Annotated in this window: 15 protein-coding genes; 7 read left to right on the top strand and 8 right to left on the bottom strand. The window is 55.6% G+C overall.

The genetic code is table 11. The features are described 5' to 3' along the window. Positions 1 to 34 precede the first annotated feature (34 nt). The 3 genes from Poly59_RS22565 to Poly59_RS22555 all read left to right on the top strand — a co-directional run bounded on the left by Poly59_RS22565 (position 35) and on the right by Poly59_RS22555 (position 3,102). A complete protein-coding gene (locus Poly59_RS22565; RefSeq protein WP_146536372.1) occupies positions 35 to 1,399 on the top strand; it encodes an ArnT family glycosyltransferase in 1,365 nt (454 codons plus the stop codon). Positions 1,400 to 1,426: 27 nt separating this feature from the next. Beyond that, positions 1,427 to 2,056 carry a hypothetical protein gene (locus Poly59_RS22560; protein WP_146536371.1) on the top strand — a complete coding sequence of 210 codons (630 nt, stop codon included), beginning with the start codon at positions 1,427 to 1,429 and terminating at the stop codon, positions 2,054 to 2,056. A 116-nt stretch (positions 2,057 to 2,172) separates the two neighbouring features. Further along, the gene (locus Poly59_RS22555; RefSeq protein ID WP_146536370.1) at positions 2,173 to 3,102 is read left to right on the top strand and encodes a putative 2-dehydropantoate 2-reductase; all 930 of its coding nucleotides are present in this window, start codon (positions 2,173 to 2,175) and stop codon (positions 3,100 to 3,102) included. Positions 3,103 to 3,151: 49 nt separating this feature from the next. Here the strand turns inward: Poly59_RS22555 and Poly59_RS22550 are convergent, their stop codons facing one another. From Poly59_RS22550 to Poly59_RS22535, 4 genes are all read right to left on the bottom strand, one after another. Continuing rightward, the gene (locus Poly59_RS22550; protein WP_146536369.1) at positions 3,152 to 3,451 is read right to left on the bottom strand and encodes a hypothetical protein; all 300 of its coding nucleotides are present in this window, start codon (positions 3,449 to 3,451) and stop codon (positions 3,152 to 3,154) included. Positions 3,452 to 3,483: 32 nt separating this feature from the next. Further along, positions 3,484 to 5,433 (bottom strand): serine/threonine-protein kinase, encoded by a 1,950-nt coding sequence (locus tag Poly59_RS22545; RefSeq protein ID WP_246151929.1) that lies wholly within the window; start codon positions 5,431 to 5,433, stop codon positions 3,484 to 3,486. Between the two features lie 5 nt (positions 5,434 to 5,438). Next, a complete protein-coding gene (locus Poly59_RS22540) occupies positions 5,439 to 6,056 on the bottom strand; it encodes a peroxiredoxin family protein (RefSeq protein ID WP_186776454.1) in 618 nt (205 codons plus the stop codon). Positions 6,057 to 6,175: 119 nt separating this feature from the next. Beyond that, a complete protein-coding gene (locus Poly59_RS22535) occupies positions 6,176 to 7,261 on the bottom strand; it encodes an acyl-CoA desaturase (RefSeq protein WP_246151862.1) in 1,086 nt (361 codons plus the stop codon). Positions 7,262 to 7,513: 252 nt separating this feature from the next. Here Poly59_RS22535 and Poly59_RS22530 point away from each other — a divergent pair, with 252 nt between their 5' ends. The 3 genes from Poly59_RS22530 (at position 7,514) to Poly59_RS22520 (ending at position 11,165) form a co-directional block, all read left to right on the top strand. Further along, positions 7,514 to 8,392: an RAD55 family ATPase gene (locus tag Poly59_RS22530; protein WP_146536366.1), complete on the top strand. Its 879-nt coding sequence runs from the start codon at positions 7,514 to 7,516 to the stop codon at positions 8,390 to 8,392. A 107-nt stretch (positions 8,393 to 8,499) separates the two neighbouring features. Next, positions 8,500 to 9,699, top strand: coding sequence for a type IV pilus twitching motility protein PilT (locus Poly59_RS22525; RefSeq protein WP_146536365.1), 1,200 nt, complete (start codon positions 8,500 to 8,502; stop codon positions 9,697 to 9,699). 131 nt (positions 9,700 to 9,830) lie between these two features. Further along, positions 9,831 to 11,165 carry an ATPase, T2SS/T4P/T4SS family gene (locus Poly59_RS22520; RefSeq protein WP_146536364.1) on the top strand — a complete coding sequence of 445 codons (1,335 nt, stop codon included), beginning with the start codon at positions 9,831 to 9,833 and terminating at the stop codon, positions 11,163 to 11,165. A gap of 137 nt (positions 11,166 to 11,302) precedes the next feature. Here Poly59_RS22520 and Poly59_RS22515 read toward each other — a convergent pair whose 3' ends face one another. The 4 genes from Poly59_RS22515 to Poly59_RS22500 form a co-directional block, all read right to left on the bottom strand. After that, positions 11,303 to 11,695, bottom strand: coding sequence for an Hsp20/alpha crystallin family protein (locus tag Poly59_RS22515; RefSeq protein ID WP_146536363.1), 393 nt, complete (start codon positions 11,693 to 11,695; stop codon positions 11,303 to 11,305). A gap of 90 nt (positions 11,696 to 11,785) precedes the next feature. Continuing rightward, a complete protein-coding gene (locus Poly59_RS22510) occupies positions 11,786 to 12,214 on the bottom strand; it encodes an Hsp20/alpha crystallin family protein (RefSeq protein WP_146536362.1) in 429 nt (142 codons plus the stop codon). A gap of 181 nt (positions 12,215 to 12,395) precedes the next feature. After that, positions 12,396 to 17,567: an SdrD B-like domain-containing protein gene (locus Poly59_RS22505; RefSeq protein ID WP_390621528.1), complete on the bottom strand. Its 5,172-nt coding sequence runs from the start codon at positions 17,565 to 17,567 to the stop codon at positions 12,396 to 12,398. Positions 17,568 to 17,629: 62 nt separating this feature from the next. Then, complete coding sequence (locus Poly59_RS22500) at positions 17,630 to 18,727, bottom strand: WD40 repeat domain-containing protein (RefSeq protein ID WP_146536361.1); 1,098 nt, start codon at positions 18,725 to 18,727, stop codon at positions 17,630 to 17,632. Between Poly59_RS22500 and Poly59_RS30450 the strand changes: the two genes are divergently transcribed. Then, positions 18,726 to 18,860, top strand: coding sequence for a hypothetical protein (locus tag Poly59_RS30450; protein ID WP_261343538.1), 135 nt, complete (start codon positions 18,726 to 18,728; stop codon positions 18,858 to 18,860). The genes Poly59_RS22500 and Poly59_RS30450 overlap by 2 nt on opposite strands. Positions 18,861 to 19,001: the final 141 nt, after the last annotated feature.

The following is a 19,001-nucleotide window of genomic DNA, read 5'->3' as shown; positions in this document are numbered from 1 at the left end:
TGAGAATCGTAAATACGGCGTTTGGTAATCGGTGATGATGGCAAGTCAGGCTTCGCATGACGAGCGGTGGCAGAAAACGCTCAGCCAGAGCAAGTCGATTCTCGCTGTTTTCGTGCTGGCTCTTTTCGTGCGAGCGACGGTTTCAGCGGTGTCGTTGGCTGACCTTCGCGACGACCCGGATGCGTACCGGGCAATCGCAAAAACGATAATTCAGTCCGGTGTGTTTGGCTTGACTGGCCCCGATGGCGAAGTTCGTTCGATCGCATTTCGGCCGCCGCTGTACCCGTATGTGTTGTCATGGACGACGCCGGACGTTGTGCCGATCGCAGTACTGCACGTGTTATTGGGATCGGCAACGGCCGTTTTCATTTACTTAGCAACGATGTCGTTTTCGTCAGATCGCCGAGTCGCGTGGTTCGCTGCGGTGCTAGTCATTGTCGATCCCATTCTGTTGCAACAGTCGACCGTTGTGATGACCGAAACGATGGCAGGTGCAATCGTATCAGCAGTGCTTTGGCAGATTGCCGTCGCAGCGCGCTGGGGCTTTTCTTTGAAACGCAGTTTGGCGATTGGAACGTTGTTGGCTTTGGCATATCTGTGTCGTCCGACGTTTTTGGTTTGGGCTGCGCTTATCGTGCTGGGGCTAGCTTGGATGGCGTTTCGGGCCATGCGTCGCCGCGACCAGGAATGGCCATGGACGCCCGTGTTCGCGATAGCCGGAGTCATCGGGATCACGATGGCTGGATGGATGTTTCGAAACCAACAAGTGGTGGGGCATCCCGTTTGGGCAACAACGCATGGTGGTTACACATTATTGCTGGCTAACAACCCCATGTACTATCGCCATTTGCAGTCCAACAATAGCGGTCAGGCATGGGATCCTCAGTCCTTTTTTGATGCTTACTCGCATCGCTATCAGGGCGATCCAACGACTGAGGAATTTTGGGAACGAGATTGGTCTGACGCCGGCGACGCTCTGTTCCCACCGGATGCATCGGAGATCGATGACGACCGGTTGGCGATGTCGGCGGCGAAAGCACTGATCCGCCGCCAACCGGTGACTTTTGTTCGGTCATGTTTTTCGCGTTTGTGGCGAATGTGGAAACCACTGCCCCACGTGACCTCTCAGCGGTCGGCAATTTCGACCTTAGCGGTAGGAATCTACTTTTCAATATTCTATGGGATGGTGGTAGTCGGGGTGTGGCGATTGCGGAAATGCGAAATCTGCTTGCATTCGGTGCTGGGTTGGGCAATCTTATCGATGTTGTTGACTTTGTCCGCGGTTCACGCGGTTTATTGGAGCAACGTGCGAATGCGGGCTCCGGCTGTTCCGGGGCTTGCGATTGTTGCGGCCGGCTGCATTTACGGTCGTCAAAAGGATCGTTCGATTCAGCAGTAGCGTTCGGATACGAAGGAGCAAAAACCGATGTGGCCAACAGTTGATGGGTTGAGAACGTTAAGAGACGCCGAAGCGGACTTGGTTCGTGGCGGACTTGGCATGATGCTAGATCACTTGATCGAGGAGTTTCGGGGTGAGGCCGAAACTTGGCGGTACGGAATCGATGCTTTCGACATGTGGGATGTCGAGCAACGGATCTGGCTGCTGGATCAGATCGCCGGATGCTTGTTGACGACTCGTCAAGCTCTGCCGCCAGCTGCGATTTGGGAAGCTGCGATTGATGCAATCTTTTGTGAGATCATTGATCTGATCGAGATCGAGATTGCTGATCCTACGTTGACCACGACCCCTCAGTCATGGCGCGAGAGTGTGCTGGACGCGTACGAGTGCCAATATGGACGAGCGCCATATATCGATGCCGACGCGCATGTCTTGTCCGATTGGCGAGCGGTGGTGTCCGCACTTACCGATTCGATCTTGCCCAGCCCTTCGTATCAAAAGGCGGAAGCGTTCCGAGACGCTGAATTTGAACGCACGGCGAGCTTCTTGGCGTCGCGTTGTTTGCCAGGCGATTTTTTGCAACAGATTCCACCGGTGCGAACCGTGGCAGAAACGCAAGCCTCGATTGATCAAATCCAGAAGTTCGTTTTCGCTTGATGATCCAGACATCGAGAAAGTCTGTCTGCGTATCGGTGAATTCGTGCAGAGTGATTTCTTAGGCTGGGCGTCTATCCCGGCTGAACAATCTTTACAGCGTCGTTATACTTCCACCTATGGAAAAACAACGATATGCGGTGGTTGGTGCAGGCGCACTTGGCGGACTCTACGGCGGCCTTCTGGCTCGTGCTGGTTTCGAAGTCCATTTCTTGTTGAATCGTGATTACGACCACGTCGTAGCGAACGGTTTGCGAGTTGACACAAGGCTGGGTGACTTTCACTTGCAAGATGTGCACGCCCACGCATCGGTGGAAACAATGCCACCTTGCGATGTGACGATCGTAGGGCTGAAGACGACCAAGAACGGACTGTTGAAAGATCTCCTGCCGTCGCCAACGCGCGAAGGCGGTGTGGTATTGGTTCTGCAAAACGGTCTTCATAGCGAAGCTGATACTGCTGCGGTGGTCGGTCCCGAACGTGTGCTGGGTGGTTGCTGCTTTTTGTGCAGCAACAAAGTTGGTCCAGGGCACATCAAACATGTCGATCAAGGACGTGTCGTGTTCGGTGAATACGGTGATCATGCGATCGACGTGACACCGAGGGTTCAGCGGATTGCCGACGAAATGGTTTCGGCGGGAATCGACGCGCACGCGACTGGCAATCTGCCGATGACGCGATGGAAAAAGTTGATGTGGAACATTCCTTTTAACGGGTTGTCGGTAGCGCTGAACGCATCAACCAAGGAAATCGTTGACGATCCCGACGCGTTAGAACTTGCCGAGACCATTGTCCGCGAAGTCCACGCTGCGGCTGCGGCATGCGGCGTGAACGTCGCCGAGAAAGCAATCGCAGCGACGATTGATGTGACCAAAGAAATGGTGCCGTACGACAGCAGCATGCGGTTGGATTTCTTGGCGAAACGACCGATGGAAGTCGAAGCAATCCTAGGCAACCCGATTCGTGCGGCTAAAGCAGTCGGTTTCACCATGCCGCATGTCGAAACGCTGTACCGCGAATTGAAATTTCTGGATCGCCGAAGTCGGTAAGGCAGCGCGGCGGAGACTTCAGGAATTGGCGAACCAGTCGCTTGCTTTTTTAAAGATGCATCGGCAGAAAACGCTTCTGTTCACCTTCGGTCATCGCCGCTGGCGGTTCGGTCCACGGGATCGGTTTATCGGCGGCCATGTGGTCTTGGATTTTCTTTTTGAATTGGGGAACAATTCGAGAGAGCACGTCGCGCTCGGTCGATCCCGCGATCTCGATGCCGTCGAGGTTGGCAACTCGCGCGATCACACCGCCCGCAGGATTCGCGCGAACGTAAACGATACAACCGAACGAAGGCACGTCGGCGGGTTGAGACCCGACAGGAAGAGATGTGTTTTGGGGGTCGGACATAGGATCGAGGTCTTGGAAGGAAGTGAAATAGGCTATTCAGGATTTTTTGTCACGTCGCCTGTAGCTGTATTGATTGTGGCAGCCAATTGGCTTGATTGCAGATCTGCGAAATGCACTTTCGGTTGATCGGGATCGTTATCGGTCACCACCAAACGCAGCATACCTTGGCCGGATTGATTTTCGACGTTATCGGAATCGTCGATCGGCAGCGTTCCGATGAATTGTTGTTCAAAGAACACGTACCAATCACTATCTTGGCGTTCGATGTCGATCACGTGGTAGCGATCATGGATCGAGTTGGGCGCCCGCCGTTGGTGCCAAGATTCGAAGTCGCCAAAATCGCCTTTTTTCAATCCAAGTGCGATCATCTTGTCAGTGACGCGAAACGTAGGATGGGGGACTGTGGCGCCGGCGCCTTGGAACCCGAAATCAATGTCGGCAGTGGTGGTAGATTCGGAATCTGAGTCGTCGTCTGATTCCGAAAGGTAAACAAACAAACTGATCCGTTGATGTGGCCACTGTGGCAACCGGCGCGTGATGGCACCACGACGGGCCAAGCATGCGATGCTGGTTGAATCGTCGGGCGACTCGACCACATTCCAAGCCCCGACCATCGTGCCGCCGACGTCCCAGCCCGCCAAAGTCACTCCATCGAATAACGGCAACACCGTCGTGACTTTTGTGAACGACCGATCGCCGGTTTCGTTCCATGGCATCCAGGTCAGCATACATGCCGCTAACGACCCGGCGATCCCAACGGCAATCAGTCCAATCCAAATTCGCGATCGACGCTTTCCACGTGGTGGCCGGTCGGAGTTGTTCAGTTGAATCGTCGGTTGGCTTTCTGCGTCACTGAGTGGAGTGGTCGTAAATGAAAGGGTGGAAAAATCATCACTTGAATCAAACTGCAGCGTCTCGGTCATTGCCGCAGTGGTGGGTGACGACTGGGGCCAATCGGCGACCTGCAATTGTTCGATTCGGTCGATCAAGTCACGGTAGCTTTGCGGGCGATCGTTTGGCGTCGGCGCGATCATGGTGCGAATCAAATCGGCTTGATCACTGGGTAGGCTTGCCAATTGCGGATCGTCGATCGCCAAGCCGGTCTTCTTCATTCCAGCCAGTTGAACCAGGCTTTTGGCCGCAAACGGAGTCTGTCCTGTCAACAGGTTTAGCGCCGTCACGCCAAGTGAATAGATATCGCTGCGGAAATCAACGTCCTCGCCGCCGAATTGCTCGGGCGACATGTAGGCCGGGCTGCCCACCAGTGCATTGTCGGTCGTGATGCGACTTTCAAGCGAGTCGTTGTCAGCTAGGACTGCCAAACCAAAGTCGGCGATCTTGATCACCTTTGCGCCCGGTGGCAGTGACGAGCCTTCCGGTGGCGTAGTTGCTAATAAATTTGCAGGCTTGATGTCACGGTGGATCACGCCTTGCGAATGCGCGTGCAATAAACCAGCGGCAACCTGACGGACGTAACTCCAAGCAATCTTCGGCGATAGTCGGCGTCCACCGCTGATGATCTGATCGCACGATTGACCGTCCACGAACTCCATGGCCAAGTAGTATCGGTGATTGTGTTGGCCAAAGTTCCATGCTTGGACGATACCGGGATGTTGTAGCCGCGCGATTGCCATTGCTTCACGCTCAAATCGCTTAGCCACGTTCGGGTTCGACATGCTGGACAGCAAGATGGTTTTGATCGCAACGATCCGGTTCAAGTCGAGTTGCCGTGCTCGATAGACGACGCCCATGCCGCCTCGGCCAAGCACGTCTAGCAGTTCGTAGCCCGGCGCAATTTCAGTCGGATTGCAAAGCGATACGACAATGTCCACCAATTCCGGTGTCATCCATCCGCGGCGCACGACTAACGTTTCGACGGCCGTCTGGCTGGACACGGCTTCGGCAAGGGTTTCGTCGGCTTGGTCGGGTTTCAGAAACTGAAGCTCGACACACTTGCGGACAAAGGTTTGGCTTGGGATCACGTCGCTCAATCGGTCATCCGTGACAGTTGTTTTAGGACTGCGTCAACCGACGGTCGGTCCGCGATCGATTGACCGACATAAGCAAACCGCACGCGTCCCTGGCGATCGATGATGTACGTGGCCGGTTTCGCCAACTCGTCACGAATTCCCAATTGGTCGACGGATTTTAGATCGATATCCAACAGGATCGGAAAAGGAATGGAGTCATTTTCGATGGGGCCTGTGGTGATCTTCTTTTGCAGTTCTTCGACCAGCTTTGCGTCGCCGGCCGTCTCGGTGGGAAAGACCACAAAGAGTTCAGCGTCGTAGGGTTCAAGTTCGTCAAAGCGGCGTGCCCACTTGGATGTTTGCGAAGCGCAGTACAAACAGATCGCGCCGGTCCAACCGCGAGTCACCACCAGGACCGCGTACTTCTGTTTCATTTGCCCGACCAGGTTGATCGGTTGCCCATCGGCGGCAATGAACAAAAGTTGCGAGAAGTCATCGATCGGCTGAGATTGACTTTGCAAGTCATCCGAAAACTGGATGCCATCGTCGATCGCGGGGCGGCATCCTGTCGCCGACAATGCGATGACGAGTCCGCCGATCGCCAATAGGCTTGGCAGGGCAGAGCAGGAAAACAATGGCGCAGTTCGTTGCAATGGATCAGCCCGTAAGTGGATCAGCCCGTGTTCGATCGACGTTCCAATCGACGTTCTAGGCGAAGCTGCGAAGTTCGCTCGAAACGGGCCAAACGATCAGGCTAACGAGAGGCCTTTGCACTGGATGCTTTTTCTCTGGCCGCCGCCGCTTGAGCTTGTCGGATGTGACGTGGCTGGATGATGTCGGACGCCAGTCCAAGAACACCAAACAATCGAATCGTGTAATAGTTTACGTCAATTTCCCACCACCTGTGTTGTACTGACGCACTGGCCGGGTCGGCGTGGTGGTTATTGTGCCATCCTTCGCCGGCGGTCAGCAGCGTGACGAACCAATTGTTGCGGCTGTCATCGGTGGTTTCGTAGTTGCGATAACCGAACACGTGGGTAAGCGAGTTGACGGCCCACGTGATGTGCCAAACCCAAACGGTTCGCACGATCACGCCCCAAACAAACAGGCTGGCCGCCATTCGGTACGCTTCGGGCGTGTTGCCATAGATCGCCAAGCAAGCCACGTTGGCGATGATCGCGTAAAGAATCGCGTGAGCAAAGTAGAAGATGCCCGCGGCGATTGGCAGTTTTTCGAGCCAACGATAGTAGGGGTCTGCCAGGATATCGCGAGCGTATTTTTCGTACATCGCGAATGTGGCCAGCGGCGTGCGTGACTCGTGAACCAACCACTGGACGTGAGCCCACAGGAAACTGATTCGTGGCGAGTGCGGATCGTCTTTGTGGTCGCTGTGCGAGTGGTGCATGCGGTGCCAGGCTACCCAGTGCGCGGGCGTTTCTTGGGCCGTACACATCGCCAAAGTCACGAGCGATCGTTCGAACCACTTGGGCGACTTGAAACTGCGGTGCGACAGCATTCGGTGATAGCCGATCGGAATCGCCATCTGGCCAAACACGACCACGCCAACCACGAACGCTGCGACGCCTGCCCACGAAAAGAAGTACGGCAGCAGGGCTAGCAAACACAGAGCATGCAGCGAGATAAAGAAGACCAGGTAATCCTTCCGGATTGCGGCCATCGTGTGCCCGACGGGAGTCAACTTGTCGTCGGCTGATTTCTCGACCGACTCGTCGTTGCGCGGCGGACTTTCACTGTTTTGCACTGGCAATTGACCGGGCGACTCGTGCAACTTTTCGCTTGAGTTTTTGATGGGGGGAGCGTCCTGCGTGGGCAAAAGCATCGGTGCCTCGGTTGCCATCTTGACTCCTGGATGATTAAAAACGGTCTGCACAGCGTATCGATCCTGTGTTTCGATGCCGCGCCGCTGTCTGAATGCGATCTGCAAACGGAAGCAACTTGTACAGTGATGTGACTCGAAGCATACCGGATCGATGCCTATTCCTTGCAGGGGCGAAATGGTTGTTTTTGGCAAGCAAGCGAATGTTTTGCTGCACGGCCGTTCCCCAAACCGATTAAACGCTAAAGCTTTTCCATGACGAATCGACTGCAAACCGGCATTGCTCAACTTGATGACATGCTTGGCGGCGGACTGTTGCCTGGCAAGTTGACGGTCGTGATGGGGGCCACCGGGATCGGTAAGACTCAGTTAGGGATCCGTTTTGCCAATCAGGGCGCCGAACAAGAGGGCGAGCGAGGCGTTTTCTTTGATTTGACCTCGCGGGGCGATTCGCAAAATCACCGCGACTACGCAAATCGCATGTTCGGATGGGAATTGACCGCCGCCGAGTTGGTGGACCGAGTCGACGCGGCGGCCGTTTGGGATCGAGACCGGGCACGCCGCGACTCTATTCACCTGTTTCGCGACGCGGGCCGGCGAGTCACGGCGGCTGACATGGACGACGATGGCTGGCGACGCTGGAAATACGAACAAGCCAAGAAACTAGACCAAGCGATCGCGTTTTTCTATGGCAACTTTGTCCACGGAGTCCGCCGGGTCGTGATCGACGGGATCGAGCCGGTGGACCGGGCGGCTCAGTCGATTCAATTCGAATTGTTCGAGTACGTGTACCAGCAAATTTTGCGAAAAGAGCACGATTGGTTGGCTCGAGATCTGTTTCGGGTGGCGTATCGAGAAAACGCCGATCGAGTGACTCAGGCCCAGTACGACCACAATTCGGTGGGCTGTGCGATTCTGGCCACCAGCCACGAAGTCATGCTGGATGACCTGATTTCGCGACCGATCGAGTCTGGGGACGTGCTTTCGAACGCCAACACGATCATTTTGATGGGGAAAACCCGGGACGGCAACAAAATGGGCCGCGCTCTTTGCGTCGCCAAACACCGCGGCAGCGCCTGTGATGAAACAATTGTGCCGTTTACGATCGACGACGGCGGCATCGTTTTGGAATAGCTTTCAAAGCTTGGGTCTCGCTATGGTCGTTTGATCGCCTAGAATAGGCCTCGGCTGCTGCGGCGGCCGTTTTCCAACGATCGATTTCCCAGCGATATTTTCCGAACATGTCGAAAAAAAAATCTCACCCCGCCCCACCGCCCGGTCAGGACAATTCGGCCGAAGCAGTCGCAGGACGGCTGAGAGAGAGCTTGCTGAAGGATCGCGGCGAGCTTGAAGTTGACAAGATTTTCCGAGCCCTGGTGAAGCTGGAAGGTTCCGACTTGCACTTGAAAGTCGGCCAGCCGCCGATGGTTCGTGTGCGTGGTGAGCTGAAGCCGCTTAATCGCCCGCTGATCGACATGGAAGAAATGGTTCGGCTGCTGTTGCCGATGATGGACGAGCGGAACCTGGTGATTTTCGAACAAGAAGGCGGTGCTGACTTTTCGCACGTCATTCAAGTCGACGGAGTCCGATGGCGGTTTCGCGTCAACATGCTGAAGTCGCTCGGCAACATCGGTTTGGTCGCGCGCCGGATCAGCAACTTCATTCCCGACTTCAAAGGGCTGTACTTGCCGCCCGTCATGGAAACGCTTTGCCACTTTGACCAAGGCATGGTGCTGCTGGCCGGTGTGACAGGTTCGGGCAAGTCGACGACGATTGGTTCGATGCTCAACTACATCAACAGCATCTACCGCAAACACATTTTGACGCTCGAAGATCCGATCGAATTTATCTATACCGAAGACAAGTGTTTGATCAACCAACGCGAAATCGGCCAAGACGTGCTGGATTTCGAGATTGGGATGAAGCACGCGGTGCGAGAAGACCCCGACATCATTCTGGTCGGTGAGCTTCGTGACGAAGAAACGTTCATGACGGCGATTCACGCGGCCGAAACTGGGCACCTGGTGTTTGGTACGATTCACGCGTCGAGTGCTTCGACGACGATCGGGCGGATTTTGGACTTGTTCCCTGAAGAAATGCACGGAGCAATTCGTTCGGCGATCGCGTTCAATATGAAAGGCATCGTGGCTCAGAAATTGCTAAAGACGATTCGCCCCGATGTGCCGCGTGTGCCGACGTGCGAAGTGATGACTTTTTCGCCAATGATTCGCAAACTGGTGCTCGAAGGCCAGGACCATAAGCTGCCCGACGCGATCCGAATTGGTGCCGAAGATGGCATGCAAGACTTCACGATGAGTCTAAAGCAACTGATCGACGATGAACTGATTGATCGCCCGACTGCGTTCGCGGTTGCCCCGAATAAGGAAGCGTTGAAGATGGCGCTGAAGGGCATCGATGTGAAGGCACCAGGTATTCTGTAACGCGTTTTTTTGCATGCGTACGTTCGGCCGGATTCGAAGTCGGGCGGCGCTGCGTTTGACGCGTTGAATCGAGCGATTCTAGGCCTCTGTATTTCAAATCACTTACTTCCTTTTCAAACGATCTCGCCGCGATGGCTGCACAAGAAGAAATCCAACTCTGGCAAACAGTTGCTCCTGTCGAATTTGAACCGCGGATCGCGGAACGAAATCAGGCTCAATCTCTGCTGATACAGACTCGCCAAGGTGCTGGGTATCAAATCATTGGCGGCCAACTTGCTCACGCAATCCAGTCGCGGGCGACGCATGTCTTGTTCGACTTTTCGCAAAACGCTTGTGCGATCCGATACCAAATCGACGGCAACTGGGAACAATTGCCGCCGATCGATCGCGAAACCGGCGACGCGATGTTGTACGCCCTGAAGCAACTGTCGCTGATGAATCCGGCCGATCGACGTTCGCCGCAAAGCGGGCAGTTGGGTTTGAAAGTCGCCAAAGAGAAATTCAATCTCAGTTCTCAGTCGCAAGGCGTAGCGACGGGCGAGCGAGTGTTGTGCAAAATCGAATCGACGAAAGTCCCGTTCGAGCGCATGAGTGATTTGGGGATGCGAGACAAACTGTTCGAAGTCTTCAAAGAGAAGATCGATGCGCACGGCAATATCGTCTTGATCACAACGCCGAAGGGTGAAGGATTGACGACGACATGGGGCGTCGCGATCAACGCGGCCGACCGCTTGGTGCGTGACTTCCAAGAATTCGACGACGAGACAAAGCCAGAACCGGACATCATCAACGTCAACCAAAACTACTTTGGTGGCGAAACCGGCAAAACAGAAATCGAAGTCGTTCTGAAAGCCGTATTGAAAGAACCTGACGTCTTGATCTTTCCGGAACTACCGGAACCTGAATCGATGAAGACCTGCCTGGAACACGTCAAGAACACCGAAAAACAACTCTACCTGCGGATGAACGCGGGCAGCGCGATGGAAGGTTTGGTGCGATTGGTTGGTCGCTATCGTGATTCGTCGAAAGACATCGCCGCGACGATCGGTGCGGTGTTGTGCCAGAAACTGGTTCGCCGACTATGCGACAATTGCAAGTTGGGTTTCGAACCGCCTCCACAACTATTGAAACAATTGGGCATTCCGGCTGGCCGAGTCGCGATGTTGTACGGGCCGTTCATTCCGCCGCCGATCGAACAACAGGTCGATGAAAACGGAAAGCCAGCGCCGCTGATTCCTTGCCACGTTTGCAACGGACGAGGGTACCTGGGTCGTATCGCAATTTTCGAATTGCTGACGCCAGGCGAAGAGCTACGCAAAGCATTGCTGCAGACGCAGGACATGGGCCGCCTAAGCCAAATCGCTAAGGGTGAAGGTCACCGCGGCATTCAAGCCGAAGCAATCTTGACCGTCGCGCGCGGGCTGACCAGCCTGGATGAACTGAAGCGAGTGTTCGCCAAGAAGTAACCAGACACAACGTTGTTGTGGCAAATTCAGCTAATGTTCCGCGAAAAGCGATGCCGCGATCAGACTTGATCGCGAAGCATCGCCATTGGGTATACGGAGCGTTGAGCGTCCGAGTCAGACAAAAGGCATCACTCCGATTAGATTGCCTTTACTTTGATTCGACGCGGCTTCAGTTTTTCGGACTTCGGCAGGTGAAGTACTAGCACGCCTTGTTTCATCTCTGCAGAGATTTTTTCGGCGTCGATTGCTTCACCGACAGTGAACGTACGATGGAAATCACCGATGCCGTATTCGTCCAACAGGCGTTCGCCCTCGTGCCGGGGTTGAACCTTGCCGCGAATCGACAATTCTCGGTTCTCGAATCGGATGTCCAAGTCATCGACGCTTACGCCTGGCAAGTCGCCGTAAAGCAGTAACTCTTCTTCGCCTTCCCAGATGTCAAATCGAGGAATGAACGTTGATTGGTAGGTCGTTTCCGGGCTCCCGTTTTCACCGGACTGTTTTTCGGGAGTTGTCATCGTTGGACTCATGACTATTCCTCCAGTGTTTGGTTTTTTCAAAATTGTGAGTCTGCTAGAACGAGCCACCTGTGACTCGAACTGGCTAAGATTCACCCGTGATCAGATTGCTTTCACTTCGATGCGGTGTGGTTTGACTTGTTCCGCTTTGGGCATCGCAAGTTTCAAAACGCCGTTGCAAAAACTCGCTTCAACGCCATCACTATTGACGTCGCCAGGCAGGTCCAACGTGCGCCGGAACTTGCCAAAAGCTCGCTCTTGGCGATGCCATGCGCCGCCTTCGTGTTCTGGCTGCTTGCGCTCGCCGGCGATCGAAAGGTGGTTGCCGCCAGTAACGTAGATTTCCAAATCATCGAGGTCGAAACCAGGCAGTTCGGCTTCAACGAACAAGCTATCGTCGTTTTCCCAAACATTCAGCGGCGGAAAAGCGGTCGCTCTACCGCTGCCGTTTCCGTGACGCCCGAAAACTCGGTCCATTTCGTTTCGGAGACGATTCATTTCTGCCATGGGTTGCCATTGTGTACTCAACATGTTTTTGCCTCCTTTGTCTGAGCTAACTGCGTTGAGTTGATGTCTGTCGAAGTGGCACACTCGCCACTACAGAGGCCCAAACAATGCAACGAGCGTGCCAATTGCGATTGGTGGAAATGACCAATAGCCTGAATGACGATTTTGGTATTTTCTATCCGCTCGGTTCTGGCAAATTTGACCGTTAAGCGGATTCGTCGTAATACGCTGGTTCGTCGGTGCCGTCGCCGTCAAAGTCGCCCACGACCGGTTGACTGTTTTCGCTTGTTCGTGGCACCACGATTTGCGTGTCGTTGCCGGTGATCCGTCGGTCACCGTCGGTGTCGATGATCCACAGGTCGCCACGAACGACACCTATCTCGTCGATCTCGTCGCCGTTGAAGTCGCCGACGATTGGTTCGTCACCGGGACGTCCAAACGTGACTCGTTCGTCGGCATCGGTCCAACGTCCGTCGCCGTCAGCATCTAGCAACCAGTTGCCGCCACGGAAGACCGCGATTTGGTCAATGCCGTCGCCATTCCAGTCACCTGCGATCGGCGTATCAACTTGTTCGCCGTACTTGAATACGTGATCCACAGCATCGGCTCGCAGTGATCCTTGCTCGCCGCGAACGAGCAGTCGTTTACGATCGTCGCCCGGGTCGGTGTCCTTCTGTGCCAGCGATCGAGCATCGACTTCTCGCCGGCGCTTGTTGGCTGGGTCGGGAAGGCCTGGATCTTTCTTGATCTTCTGTTCGTCGCGATTCCATTGACGACCGAAGATGCCGATGTCGTCCTTGCCGTCTCCATCCCAGTCACCGACGACCGGACGATCAAGTTCGGTGCCCAGCTTCATCCACAGATCGCCGGCGTCCCATTTACCGTTGCCGTTGAAATCGACGAACCATTGACCGTTTTTGTATACGACTCCTTCGTCGGATCCGTCGCCGTCGAAGTCACCTGCTAGGGCGATACCCTGCTGCATGCCGAGCGAATACTTGTCACTCGCTGAGCTTCGGTTGCCGTCTTTGTCCGCAATCGTCCAGCGGCCCTGATTCTGGTCGCCTTCGATCCAGTTCGGTGAAGTTGTCTTGGATGAAACGCCTTGGATTAAACCGTCTTCGCCGAGTGTCCCACGAGGGAAACCCCCGTTGATCACGCTTAAGTGCCACGATACCGCCCACTCGTCATAGGCGACTGCGGGCGTCACGAAGTTCAGCGGATTGGCGAACGTCATCACACGAATCTGCGGATCGAAAATTTCGATCGGCGTGAACACACGTGGTTGTTCTTCGGGGGTCGGCTGTGGAGGCGCAATCAGCGTTGGGCGAATCACGATTTCGCTGAAGTTGTTGTTTATGCTTTGCCCGCCACCAACCAACATGACGTTTAAAATTGCATCGTCGTGGGGGTTTGACGCTTCGCTCTGTGACAATGTTTGGATGACGATACGGTCGCTCTCGTCCACTGCATCGGCTGGGTTCACTGCGACACCGCCAGTCGAGCCCGGTGTGTCCAAACCGTCAATGAAGTCGGACGGTTGGACCTGATAGACGTGATAGACACCCGGACGCAGCCCGGTGAATTCGTAGTATCCGTTTGCGTCGGTCGTGGTTCGGATTGGGCCATCGCCGTAGACGCCTGGCAGCGCACGGTCGCCGGTAAACGGCAAACCCAACAACGTGCGCAGCTCAATCGTCACACCTGCCAGCAGCGTATCGTCGGACGTCAATTGCCCGTCGCGGTATTGTCGCAGTTCGGTCGCCAGGGGGGCGTTATTGGTTTGAATTGCGTCGCCGTCTTGGAACACATACCCCGAAATTAGCGCGGGTGGGACTTCGGGGAAGTCATAGTTGCGCGCCGACATTCCGCCGGTGAGTGTGATGCCCACCAACAGGTCGTCGCCGCCAATTTGTCCGCCCGCATCACCTACAACTTCACCGCCGTGGAAAAGGCCGGTCGGCTGAGTCTCGCGAACCGAATAGATGCCCGGCGCAAGATGGTCGAACAGGTAATGGCCTGCATCATTAGTCTGGGTCTGACCGAGCACATCGCCCTGCTGATTGAGCAATTCAACCATCACACCTGGGATCGGAACGTCACCCGCATCGTAGACCCGATTCAGGTCTGATTCTTGCCACACTCGACCACCGATTGACGCCGGCGGCAGTTCGCAGAAATCGTAGTTCACCAGTGAATCGCCCGATCGCAACACCGCGCCCAACAAGTCTTCGCCGAGCACTTCGCCATCGCCTGTGCCGGGAACTTGACCGCCTTGGAAGTATCCGTCGGGTTGCTCTTCAAAGACCTGATAACGTCCGGGACGCAGGCCTTCGAAACTGTATTGCCCCATCGAGTTGGTTACCGTGCGAGACACGAAGTCGCCTGATGCGTCGCGCAGTTCGATCGTTACACCCTCAAGAGGCGGTTCGTTTTCGTCACGTACGCAGTCGCCGTTGCCATCGACGTATACGGTTCCCGCGATGCTGGCCGATTCGAGTTCGCTGAAGTTGTACTGAGTCAGACGCTCGCCCCACCCGATCGGAATTCGCGAGATCACGTCTTGTTTCGAATCGTCACCGCCGTTGCTGCCCGCCATTTGGCTGCCTTGCAACCAACCGGCCGGTTGAATTTCGCGCAGCGTGTAGTCGCCGGCCGGCAAGTTCGTGAACTGATAGTGACCGGCCGAGTCGGTGTTGGTGAAACCAATCATCTTGCCGGTTGCGTCGTACAGTTCGACGCGTGCGCCCGGGATGCCGGATTCATTGGAATCGAAAACCATGTCTTCGTCGGTATCCGCGAACACGTTGCCACGGATCTCAGCCGGTGGTCGTTCGCAAAAATCGTATTCAACCGCGACGACGCCTGATCCCAACGTGATGCTGCCGATGCGGCTGCCGTCCACCACCGTGCCGCCTTCGCTGCCCGGTTTTGCGTTGCCTTCAAAATATCCGTCGGGCTGGGTTTCAACGACGGTGTAGGTCCCCGGCACCAAGTCCGTGAACGAATAATTTCCGTCGGCGTCAGTGGTCGTCATCGCCACTTCGCGGCCGGATGCATCTAGCAATCGAATCTCAACACCTTCGAGCACGAGTTCGTCTTCGTCGCGCTCACAATCCGCATCCACGTCGAGGAACACGTTTCCGAATAGTGACGCCGGTCGGATTTCGCCAAAGTTGTATTCGACGCCGATGTCACCCTGTTTCAGGTAGATCGCGGCCAATGTGTCGGCGCCCGTGCTGGTGCCACGCTTGACGCCGCGAACTGTTCCGGCAGTGTCCTTGCCATCAATGAATCCATCGGGCTGGGACTCAACGATCGAGTACTCGCCGGGCATCAAGTTAAGAAACTCGTACTTGCCTGCCGAGTCGGTGACGGTCGTCGCAACGACTTGGCCCGCGTCATTCACGAGTGTTACTTTGGTCGCTGGGATTGCTTCTTCGTTGGCGTCGATGATGCCGTCATCGTCATGGTCGTGGTAGACCTTTCCCGACAGAGTCGCCGGTGCGGCTTCGCAAAAATCGTATTCCACGCCGACGCCACCTGGTGTCATCGCGATCTGCGAGATTAAACCACCGTCGATTGAGGTGCCAACGGTCACGTTGTTGATCCGGCCGACATGCGAACCGCCGTCGATCAGTCCGTTGGGCGTAAACTCGACGATGCGGTAGTTGCCGTTCGGGATTTCGCTGAACTGATAGCCGCCGTCCGCACCGGTGGTGGTACGAGAAATCGTCGTTCCAAATTCGTCTTGCAGTAGAACCTCGACACCGGGGATCGGCGTGCTGTCGTCGGCGGCGTGATCTGCGAAACAGTCCTGCCCAGGCGCGGCCAAGTAGACCGAACCGGCGATCGAGCCGAACGGAGTTTCGCCAAAGTTGTATTCGATCCCGTTGCTTCCGCTGCCCAAGTCGATCCCGTGAATTCGGTCGCCGGGATTGTCAGCGGAACCCACCGTGCGTCCATCGATCGTGCCGGCAGTATCCAGGCCGTCGTTTAGCCCCGCGGGCTGGCTGACCTCGATGACTTCATAACTTCCCGGCGCTAATCCGGTGAACGAGTACGAGCCATTGCCGTCGGTCGTGACGCTGAGGGTCGACTGCGGCGCGATCGTGTTGATTGGCACCAACTGGACACGCACGCCTGGGATGCCGGTTTCGCCAGCATCGCGGCTGCCGTTGTTGTTGGTGTCGATGTAAACAAAACCACCGATCGAGGCAGGAGCCGCTTCGGCAAAGTCGTAATTGATTGCGGACAGATCACCCAGCGGAATGTTGATCCCGGTCAAAATGTCTTTCGTTTCCGAGCTACCAACGGTTGCACCGGATACGGTTCCTGGTATCGAAGCGACACTAAGCAGATCGGCGGGCTGAGTCTCGACAACGCGGTACACGCCTGGCAGGATGCCCAGCGATTTAGCAAACACATAGCGGCCGTTGGCGTCGGTCGTTGTGCGCAGCCCCGTATCGGCATAGCTGCCGTTTGCCGCTTGCTTCCACAACGCAATGCTGACGCCGGATAGAGTCTGTTCGCTCGACTGACGAATCGCGTCGAGGTTGTCGTCGACCCACACGGTACCCGACAGTTCGATCGGTTTGGGGGTTTGGTTGGTTTCGCCAATGGCGGCCGCTGAACGGTTGGGACGGCTGTCCGGCCCAGTGCCTTCGTCCGGTGGAAGGTCCAGTCCAAATTCAACATCGGGCGAACCGTAGTCGTTCAGAAAAATCGCGTCGGCGTGAGCGGTCTCGAAATGCGGCGCGTCAAACGTTGCTTCAAACAGTGAGTCTTGAAATTCTTGTCCCGACGTGATCACGTCCAAACGATCGTTGAATATCGCCAAGTCCGTTGCATTGCGCAAAACTTCGTCGACGTCGAGGGTGAACTCCAGTCGGTCGCCGGCTTTGAAGTTGGTTAGCTTTAGTATCAGTTCTTGACCGCCGTCTTCGACTTCGGCGGTCGCATTGATTTGCCGACCATCGGACGATGTCATGCGAACGATCTGAAACCCGTGTGCTCCGTTTTTGCCGCGGCCGCCGAGTTCGGTGTCGAACATCGGATCACCGATGCTTAGGCCATCGCCGTCTTTGTCGGTGTTGATGCGCAGTTCGGTCAGTTCGGTATTTTCGGCACCGCCACCGAACGACAAAATGAACCTGTCGCCACGTGAATCACCGCCGACGTCTTGGTCGCTTTCCAAGTAGTCGGTTTCAACGTAGACCACGCCGACGTGGATTGGGTCGGCAGCGAACAGTCGGCGCGATTCGAGTCGTTCCGGGCTAATCGCCCGACGCTTCAGTGCGTCGGTGCGGACGGTCTGTTTTCGATCGCTTTTTCGTTTTGCTTTCCAAATCACGCTCGGCACCTCCGTGTGCCCCATTTGCATTCGCACAAGTTGTGCGAAAGAAAAGTATGGTCTTCACTCATCACGATCAGCCCGAGTCAGCGATCGACGGTCGGAACAACTTCGGCGATCCGTTGCTCGCGTTGCACAAGGTCGGCGATCGTCCAACGCCGTAGCGTCGCGTCAAAGCTGCCCGAAAAGAGCGCACCTGCTGTCGCCGCCAGCGTGCTGATGCTGCCCTGGTGCCCATCGAGGGTCTTGACGACTCTGCCTTCGTCGGTGTTGACGATTCGGATCACATTGTCGGAACCGGCAACCGCCACCATTTGGCTGTTCAAGATCGCAGCGGTGAACAGTTTTCCCGATGTTACCTCGATGCGGTGACGCAGTTTTTGGGCTCGAGTATCGAACACCGCAACGTCACCATCCTCGGCGACACTGATAACGGTGTTGCTTTGGCGATGAAAGACGAGGTCGTGGATGCGGCCCTTGTGAATCGGAAATTCGTTGGTCAGGTTGCCCGAACCCACGTCGAATAGGTGCAAGTCACCACTGCGTCCAGCGACTGCGATCACGGTGTTATCATCGCGAAACGCGACGGCACGCAAATCGTTGCAGTGGCAATTTAGAACCGATCGTGTTCGATCGGGATGACCGATCAGATAGATTTCGTTATTGAAGCCGACCGCCGCCATTTCGCGACCGTCTGGTGCAAAACGGACACACGCAAGAGCTGGTGTGCCAGACATCTTTTGTTTGAGTGCAAACTGATCGTTGCAGTTCCAAACGATCAATTGCCCGTCGTTGCCAGCGGAAACCAGTCTGTCGCCGTTCGGATCGAAGACCAAGGTTCGAATCACGTCGCGGTGCCCGGTCAACTGATGCGCGATCGCAAACGTGGACGTATCAAGAATTCGAATGATGTGATCGTCACCCGATACCGCCAGCCACTTTCCACGGGGATCGGCTGCGATTGCGGTGACGACGACCGGCGAGTTGGTTTCGCCTTCGAGTCGATAGACGCGGCTTTGAATCGGCAGCCCAGACCCGCCGGGCCCGCTGGTGCGAAGTTCCGTCGTTGACGATTTGACGCTCGGTGGCTGTGCGATCGCGTTCGGAAGTGGCAAGTAGATGCCCGACGAAGCTGCGATTGCTACCGTTCGAAGCCAACGTCGGCGCGAAATGTTTGACGTCATGATTCTCCCCCCGGAGATTCGTGATCTGAATCTGTGTCTCTCGAAGACCATCTTGCGCAGCCAAATGACCGCGCACCTAGATATGCCCAACGTCAAGATCGGCACGGATCATGAAGCGTCATCACCCGAATAATCGGAAAAGATTGTCCAATGAGAAAACGCAGGGGGGATGCGAAGGCTAGGGGGAGGTAGGGGAGTGGAAAGATGTCGCCCAAAATGACAGTTTCCACAGCACGTACGGATAAACGGCAGCAAAATCGCTCTTTCGTTCCCC

The sequence above is a fragment of the Rubripirellula reticaptiva genome (genome assembly GCF_007860175.1).
GTDB classification, from domain to species: domain Bacteria; phylum Planctomycetota; class Planctomycetia; order Pirellulales; family Pirellulaceae; genus Rubripirellula; species Rubripirellula reticaptiva.
This window is presented reverse-complemented; position numbering and strand designations above follow the sequence as displayed.

Excerpts from the sequence above, each read along its gene's own strand:
- Poly59_RS22515 (WP_146536363.1), bottom strand. The coding sequence starts at position 11,695 with ATGAGTCCAACGATGACAACTCCCGAAAAACAGTCCGGTGAAAACGGG.
- Poly59_RS22535 (WP_246151862.1), bottom strand. The coding sequence starts at position 7,261 with ATGCTTTTGCCCACGCAGGACGCTCCCCCCATCAAAAACTCAAGCGAA.
- Poly59_RS22560 (WP_146536371.1), top strand. The coding sequence starts at position 1,427 with ATGTGGCCAACAGTTGATGGGTTGAGAACGTTAAGAGACGCCGAAGCG.
- Poly59_RS22550 (WP_146536369.1), bottom strand. The coding sequence starts at position 3,451 with ATGTCCGACCCCCAAAACACATCTCTTCCTGTCGGGTCTCAACCCGCC.
- Poly59_RS22525 (WP_146536365.1), top strand. The coding sequence starts at position 8,500 with ATGTCGAAAAAAAAATCTCACCCCGCCCCACCGCCCGGTCAGGACAAT.
- Poly59_RS30450 (WP_261343538.1), top strand. The coding sequence starts at position 18,726 with ATGATTCTCCCCCCGGAGATTCGTGATCTGAATCTGTGTCTCTCGAAG.
- Poly59_RS22510 (WP_146536362.1), bottom strand. The coding sequence starts at position 12,214 with ATGTTGAGTACACAATGGCAACCCATGGCAGAAATGAATCGTCTCCGA.
- Poly59_RS22500 (WP_146536361.1), bottom strand. The coding sequence starts at position 18,727 with ATGACGTCAAACATTTCGCGCCGACGTTGGCTTCGAACGGTAGCAATC.
- Poly59_RS22520 (WP_146536364.1), top strand. The coding sequence starts at position 9,831 with ATGGCTGCACAAGAAGAAATCCAACTCTGGCAAACAGTTGCTCCTGTC.
- Poly59_RS22530 (WP_146536366.1), top strand. The coding sequence starts at position 7,514 with ATGACGAATCGACTGCAAACCGGCATTGCTCAACTTGATGACATGCTT.
- Poly59_RS22565 (WP_146536372.1), top strand. The coding sequence starts at position 35 with ATGATGGCAAGTCAGGCTTCGCATGACGAGCGGTGGCAGAAAACGCTC.
- Poly59_RS22555 (WP_146536370.1), top strand. The coding sequence starts at position 2,173 with ATGGAAAAACAACGATATGCGGTGGTTGGTGCAGGCGCACTTGGCGGA.
- Poly59_RS22505 (WP_390621528.1), bottom strand. The coding sequence starts at position 17,567 with ATGGGGCACACGGAGGTGCCGAGCGTGATTTGGAAAGCAAAACGAAAA.